Source organism: Cupriavidus sp. 207A1, from assembly GCF_057798955.1.
This window is the reverse complement of the sequence record NZ_JBYOJO010000030.1, coordinates 1-7,508: the sequence shown is the minus strand read 5'-3', so window position 1 is coordinate 7,508 and position 7,508 is coordinate 1. Positions and strand designations below refer to the sequence as shown.

The 7,508-nt window shown below is 72.5% G+C and carries 1 protein-coding gene; it reads left to right on the top strand.

Annotated elements, in window-relative coordinates:
* A partial coding sequence (locus AC3FMM_RS31230) for an amino acid adenylation domain-containing protein (RefSeq protein ID WP_488688314.1) occupies positions 1-7,508 on the top strand: 7,508 nt, incomplete at both ends.

Genomic DNA, 7,508 nt, shown 5'->3' with positions numbered 1-7,508 from the left:
CGACCAGCAGCTGAAGATCCGCGGCTTTCGCATCGAGCCGGGCGAGATCGAGGCGCGCATCCTGGCGCAGTCCGGTGTCGCCAACGCGGCGGTGATCGCCGCCGAGGGTCCGTCCGGGGCGCGGCTGGTGGCGTATGTGGTCGCCGCTGCAGGGTCCACCATCGATGGCGCGACGCTGCGTACTGCGCTGGCTGCCGAGCTGCCCGACTACATGGTGCCAGCCGCCTTCGTCGTGCTCGACGTCCTGCCGCTGACGCCCAATGGCAAGCTCGATCGTCGCGCGCTGCCGGCCCCGGCCTTCGACAGCGCCCAGGACTTTGTTGCGCCCGAGGGCGACGCCGAAACCGCGCTCGCCGCGATCTGGTCCGAGGTGCTCAATCTGCCGCGCGTGGGCCGCGCCGACAACTTCTTCGAACTCGGCGGCGACTCGATCCTGAGCCTGCAGATCGTCGCCCGCGCCCGCGCCGCCGGCTGGATGCTGACGCCGCGGCAACTGTTCGAGCGCCAGACGCTGGCCGAACTGGCGGCGGTCGCCGCGCCCGTGGCACAAGATTCGATCGATAGCAACACCGCGCCGGCTGGCGCGGTGCCGCTGCTGCCGATCCAGGCCGGCTTCTTCGAGACACCGATGGACCAGCGTCACCACTGGAACCAGTCGGTGCTGCTCGATTGCCGCGAGGCGCCCGGGCTGCCGGCGCTGGCCGCGGCGCTGGCCGACCTGGTCGCGCATCACGATGCGCTGCGCCTGCGCTTCGTCCAGCGCGACGGCGCGTGGCAGCAGGCGTATGCCGACAGCGAGGCCTGCCCGGACCTGCTGTGGGTACGCCACGCCGCGTCGGAAGCCGAGCGGCTGGCGCACTGCGAGGCCGCCCAGCGCAGCCTGGACCTGGCCGAAGGGCCGCTGCTGCGTGCCGTCGCGCTGCAGTGCGGCGAGCGCTGGCAACTGCTGCTGGTGATCCATCACCTGGTAGTCGACGGGGTGTCGTGGCGCGTGCTGGTCGAGGACTTGCGCGACGCTTACCAGCAACGCCGGCAAGGCGAGCAGGCCGTGCTGCCGGCGCGCACGGCGTCGTACCAGCGCTGGTCGCAGGCGCTGCGCGCCAACGCCGCCACGCGCGAGGCCGAACTGGCGCACTGGCAGGCGCTGGCGCCCATCGATGCCAGCCTGCCTTGCGACGATCCGGACGGCGCCATGTCCATCGCCGAACGCGATGCCGTCACGCTGACGCTGCCTGCCGAACTAACCCAAGCGCTGCTGCAGCGCGCGCCGGCGGCGTACCGCACGCGCGTCAACGACCTGCTGCTGACCGCGCTGGCGCGGGCGCTGGCCGGCTGGAGCGGCCGCGCGCGGGTGCTGATCGACCTGGAAAGCCATGGCCGTGTCGCCGGGGTCGACGACACGCTGGACCTGAGCCGCACCGTCGGCTGGTTCACCACCCTGTTCCCGGTCGCGCTCGATGGCAGCGGCACGCTCGATGGCGCGATCAAGGCGGTCAAGGAGCAGCTGCGCGCAGTGCCCGGCGAAGGCATCGGCTATGGCCTGCTGCGCCGCTTCGGCTCGCCCGCGCAACAGGCGGCGCTGGCCGATGTGCCCAGGCCCGAAGTCGTGTTCAACTACCTGGGCCAGCTCGACGCCAGCTTTGCCGACGACAGTCCCTGGCGGCTCTCGACTGACAGCGCAGGCGCCAGCCAGGATCCGGCCACGCCGCTGTCGCATCCGTTGTCGGTCAGCGGGCAGGTACAGGGCGGACAGCTCAAGCTGTCGGTGGCCTATGCCCGCCGCCGCTATCGCAGCACGGCAATCGAAGCGCTGGCGGCAGCCTTGCGCACGGAACTGGAGGCAGTTGTCGCCCATTGCGCCGCCGGGCCCGCGGGCATCACGCCATCCGACTTCCCGCTGACCAGCCTGTCGCAGGCGAGGCTGGATGCGCTAGCGCTGGTGCCGCAGCAGGTGCAAGACCTCTACCCGTTGTCGCCGATGCAGGCCGGGATGCTGTTCCACAGCGTGTTTGCCGAGCAAGGGAGCGCGTATACCAACCAGTTGCGAGTCGATGTCGAGGGCATCGAGGCGGATCGCTTCACCGCGGCATGGCATGCGGTGCTGGCGCGCCACGACACGCTGCGCAGCGGCTTCCTGCACCGGGCCGAGCCGCCGCTGCAGTGGGTCGCCAGGCAGGCGGCGCTGCCCGTGCTGGTCGAGGACTGGCGCGGGCGCGGCGCGGACGAGATCGATGCCTTCGCGGACCGCCAGCGCGCGCAGGGGTTTGACCTGGAGCGGCCGCCGCTGATGCGCCTGGCGCTGCTGCGCACCGGCGCGCACCGGCATCATCTGGTCTGGACCGTGCACCACCTGCTGCTCGACGGCTGGAGCACCGCGCAGCTGCTCGGCGAAGTGCTGCGCCACTATGCCGGCGAAGCGCTGCCCGCCAGCGGCGGCCGCTTTGCCGACTATATCGGCTGGCTGCAGTCGCGCGATGCCGGCGCCGGCGAAGCCTTCTGGAGAGCGCAGCTGGCACCGCTCGATGCGCCGACCCGCCTGCTGGCGGCACTGCCGGCGCCCGAGCATGGGCACGGACAGGGCGAGCACCACCACGAACTCGACGCTGCCGAGACCGCGGCGCTGGCCGGTTTCGCCCGCGCGCAAAAGGTCACGCTCAATACGCTGGTGCAGGCCGCCTGGCTGTTGCTGCTGCAGCGCTGCACCGGCCAGGCGTGCGTGGCCTTCGGCGCCACCGTGGCGGGCCGCCCGGCCGAACTGCCAGCCGCACAGCAGATGCTGGGCCTGTTCATCAACACGCTGCCCGTGATCGCCTCGCCGCGTCCGCAGCAACCGGTGGGCGACTGGCTGCGCGAAGTGCAGGCGCTGAACCTGGCGCTGCGCGAGCACGAGCACACCCCGCTCTACGACATCCAGCGCTGGGCCGGCCAGGGCGGCCAGGCCCTGTTCGATTCGATCGTCGTGTTCGAGAACTACCCGGTCGACGCGGCGCTGCGCCGCACGCCGGACGGGCTGTCGTTCTCCGGCGTGCGCAACCGGGCCGAGACCAACTATCCGCTGACGCTGCTGTTCGCGCATACCGACACGCTGCACCTGACCTGCCGCTTCGACCGCGCCGTGCTCGGCGAAGCGCAGGCGCGCACGCTGGCGCGCAGCCTGTTCGCGGTGCTGCGCCAACTGGCCGCCGACGCGGCGCGCCCGCTGGGCGAGATCGCGCTGATGGTGCCGCGCGAGGCGTGCGCCGCGCTGGCGCTGGGTGCCGATCCCCAGCCCTATCCCGCCGCGGAACCGGTGCACCGGCTGTTCGAAGCCCGTGCCGCCGCGCAGCCTGACGCGATTGCGCTGTGCTTTGGCGAGCAGCGCCTGAGCTATGCGGCGCTGAACCGCCGCGCCAACGCCCTCGCGCATCGACTGATCGCGCAAGGGGTGGGCCCGGATGTGCCGGTTGGCGTGCTGGCCGAGCGCTCCGTCGAGATGGTCGTCGCGCTGCTCGCCATCCTCAAGGCCGGCGGCGCCTACGTGCCGTTCGATCCGGACTATCCCGCCGACCGCCTGGCCTACATGATCGAGGACAGCGGCGTGGCCCTGGTGCTGGTGCAGCGCGCCGATGCGATGCAGGCGCTGCCCCGTGCCGTTGCCGCCGTCGACCTGGCCGATGCGGCGCTCTATGCGAAAGGCGGCGACCACAACCCGGTCCCCGCGCTGTCGCCCGAGCACCTGGCCTATGTCATCTACACCTCCGGCTCCACCGGCCGGCCCAAGGGTGCCGGTAACCGGCACGGCGCGCTGCATAACCGGCTCTGGTGGATGCAGGCGCAGTACCGGCTGGATGCCGCCGACACCGTGCTGCAGAAGACCCCGTTCAGCTTCGACGTCTCGGTCTGGGAGTTTTTCTGGCCGCTGATGACGGGTGCGCGCCTGGCGCTGGCGGCGCCGGGCGACCATCGCGACCCGCAGCGGATCGCCGCGCTGATCGCGCAGCACCGGGTCACCACGCTGCATTTCGTGCCGGCGATGCTGCAGGCCTTCGTCGCCGACGGCGCTGTGGCCGCCGCGTGCGCGAGCCTGCGCCACATCGTCTGCAGCGGCGAGGCGCTGCCGGCGGACCTGGCCCGCCGCACCATGGCCTTGCTGCCGCAGGCGGGCCTGCACAACCTGTACGGTCCAACCGAGGCGGCGATCGACGTCACCCACTGGACCTGCCGCGACGATGGCGGGCATGCGGTGCCGATCGGACGCCCGATCGCCAATGTCAGCGCGCATGTGCTCGACGGCGCGATGCATCCGGTGCCGGACGGCATCGCGGGCGAACTGTATCTGGGCGGCGCGGGCCTGGCGCGTGGCTATCTCGGCCGGGCGGCGCTCACGGCGGAGCGTTTTGTCGCCGATCCGCACAGCGCACCGGGCGAACGGCTCTATCGCACCGGCGACCTGGCGCGGCGCCGCGCCGACGGCCAGATCGAATACCTGGGGCGGCTCGACCACCAGGTCAAGATCCGCGGCCTGCGCATCGAGCTGGGCGAGATCGAGGCGCGGCTGCTCGCGCACGGCAGCGTGCGCGAGGCCGTGGCTGTCGCACTGACCGGCGACGGTCCGGCGCGGCTGGTGGCCTATGCCGTCCCCGCGGCCGGCGCATCGATCGACACCGACGCGCTGCGCGGCTGGCTGGCGCAGGCGCTGCCCGACTACATGGTGCCCGCCGCCATGGTCGTGCTGGAGCGCATGCCGGTCACCCCCAACGGCAAGCTCGACCGGCGCGCGCTGCCGTCGCCGGAATTCGCCGGTACCGGCGCCTACGAGGCACCGCAGCCGGGCGCGGAAACGCTGCTGGCGGACACCTGGGCCGCGGTGCTGAAGGTGGCGCGCGTCGGCCGCGCCGACAACTTCTTCGAACTGGGTGGCGATTCGATCCTGAGCCTGCAGATCGTCGCGCGGCTGCGCGCGCTGGGCTGGCTGCTGACGCCCAAACACCTGTTCGAGCGGCAAACGCTGGCGGCGGTGGCCGAGGCGTTGGCGCCGCTGGATGGCAAGGCCGACGCGGTGCACGGCCAGGCAAGGCCGCGCCGGACCAGCCTGCGCAGCGAGGACTTTGCGCTGGCGCGCCTGTCGCAAGGCCAGCTCGACGGCCTCGGCCTCGACGCCGCGCGGGTGCAGGACCTGTACCCGCTGTCGCCGATGCAGGCGGGCATGCTGTACCACAGCGTGGCGCGCGCGGATGCCGGCAGCGCCTATATCAACCAGTTGCGGGTCGAGGTCGAGGGGCTCGATGCGGCCCGCTTCGCGCAGGCCTGGCGCGAAGCGCTCGGCAGCCACGATGCCCTGCGCACCGGCTTCCTGCAGCGCGGCGAGCAGCCGCTGCAATGGGTGGCGCACGAGGTGCCGCTGCCGCTGGCCGAACACGACTGGTCGGCGCAGCCGGCCGCGTCCGTGCAGGACGCGCTGGACCGGCTTGCCGCGGCGGACCTGGCCCGGGGCTTCGACCTGGAGTGCCCGCCGCTGATGCGGCTGACGCTGGTGCGCACCGGCCCGGACCGGCACCACCTGGTCTGGACCGTGCACCACCTGCTGCTCGATGGCTGGAGCACCTCGCAGCTGCTGGGCGAGGTGCTCAAGCGCTATGCGGGCGAGGCCGTCGCGCCGGCCGAAGGCCGCTTTGCCGACTACATCCGCTGGCTGCAGCAGCGCGACGCCGGTGCCGCGCAGGCGTTCTGGGCCGGCCAGCTCGATGGCTTCGACACGCCTACGCGGCTGGCGCACGCGCTGCCTGCGCCGGCCGGCGGCGAAGGCTACGGGCTGCTGCAGCACGACTGCGGCGCGGCGCTGACGGAACGGCTATCCGCCTACGCCCGCGCCCAGAAGGTGACGCTCAACACCGTGGTGCAGGCCGCGTGGCTGCTGCTGTTGCAGCGCTACACCGGCCAGCGCCGCGTGGCCTTCGGCGCCACCGTGGCCGGCCGCCCAGCCGACGTGCCGGGCAGCCAGCAGATGCTGGGACTGTTCATCAACACACTGCCGGTGCTGGCTGCCCCGCGCCCAGAGCAGGCGGTCGGCGACTGGCTGCGCGAACTGCAGAACTTCAACCTGGCCGCGCGCGAGCACGGGCACACGCCGCTGTCCGATATCCAGCGCTGGGGCGGCCAGGCCGGCCAGCGGCTGTTCGACAGCATCCTGGTGTTCGAGAACTTCCCGCTTGAGGACGCGCTGGCATCGGCCGGCCGCAGCGGCCTGCGCTTTGCCACGCAGGGCAGCACGGGCCTGACCGAATACGAGATGGACGTCGAGGTCAGCCTGCGCCGGACCTTGCGGCTGGGCTTCACCTACATGCGGCGCGCGTTCGACGATGTCCAGGTGGCGCGTATCTGCGCGCAGATGACGGCGCTGCTGGAAGCCATCGGCACCGCGCCGGCGCAGACCGTTGGCGCGCTCGGCCTGCTCACGCACGATGAGCAGGCGGCGCTGCTGGCGCTGGGCCAGGGCGAGGCGCCTGCCGGCGAGACCCTGCCCGTGCACGCGCACATCGCCCGCCACGCGGCGGCGCGCCCCGATGCCGTCGCCGTGATCTGCGGCGAACAGGTGCTGCGCTACGGTGAACTGCTGGCCCGCGCTGACCGCCTCGCCGCCGTGCTGCACGCCCGCGGCATCGGCGCCGAGCATCGCGTCGGCATCGCCCTGTCGCGCTCGCCCGACCTGGTCGTCGCGTTGCTCGCGGTGATGCGCTGCGGCGCCGCCTACGTGCCGTTCGATCCGGCGTATCCCAGGGACCGGCTGGCCTACCTGTTCGACGACAGCGCCATCCGGCTGCTGGTCACCGAACCGGCGCTGCTCGACGCGCTGCCCGCGCCGGCGGCGCTGCCGGTGCTGACGCTGGATACGCTCGCCGATGGCATCGCGCCGCTGCCCGAGCAGCCGGTCCACCCCGGCCAGCTTGCCTACGTGATCTACACCTCCGGCTCCACCGGCCGGCCCAAGGGTGTTTGCGTCGCGCACGGACCGCTGGCCATGCATGTGGCCGCGACCATCGACGCCTACGAGATGGGCCCGCATTCGCGCGAGCTGCACTTCCTCTCGTTCGCCTTTGACGGCGCCCACGAGCGCTGGCTGTGCGCGCTTGCCTGCGGCGGCTCGCTGCTGCTGCGCGACGATGCGCTGTGGACGCCCGAGCAGACCGCCGCGGCCATGACCCGCCACGGCGTCACCAACGCCGGCTTCCCGCCGGCCTATCTGCGCCAGCTGGCCGAGTACTGCGAACAGAGCGGCGAGCGCCCGCCGGTGGCGCTCTACTCCTTCGGCGGCGAGGCCATGCCGCGCGCCGCCTTTGCGCAGGCGCGCCGCGCGCTGGCGCCGCGCACCTTCATCAACGGCTATGGCCCGACCGAAACCGTGGTCACGCCGATGGTCTGGAAGGTGCGCGCCGATGCGCCCGCAGCCGGCTTCGCCGGCACCTACGCGCCGATCGGGCGCCCGGTGGGCGCGCGCCGCTGCTACCTGCTCGATGCCGAGCTGAACCTGG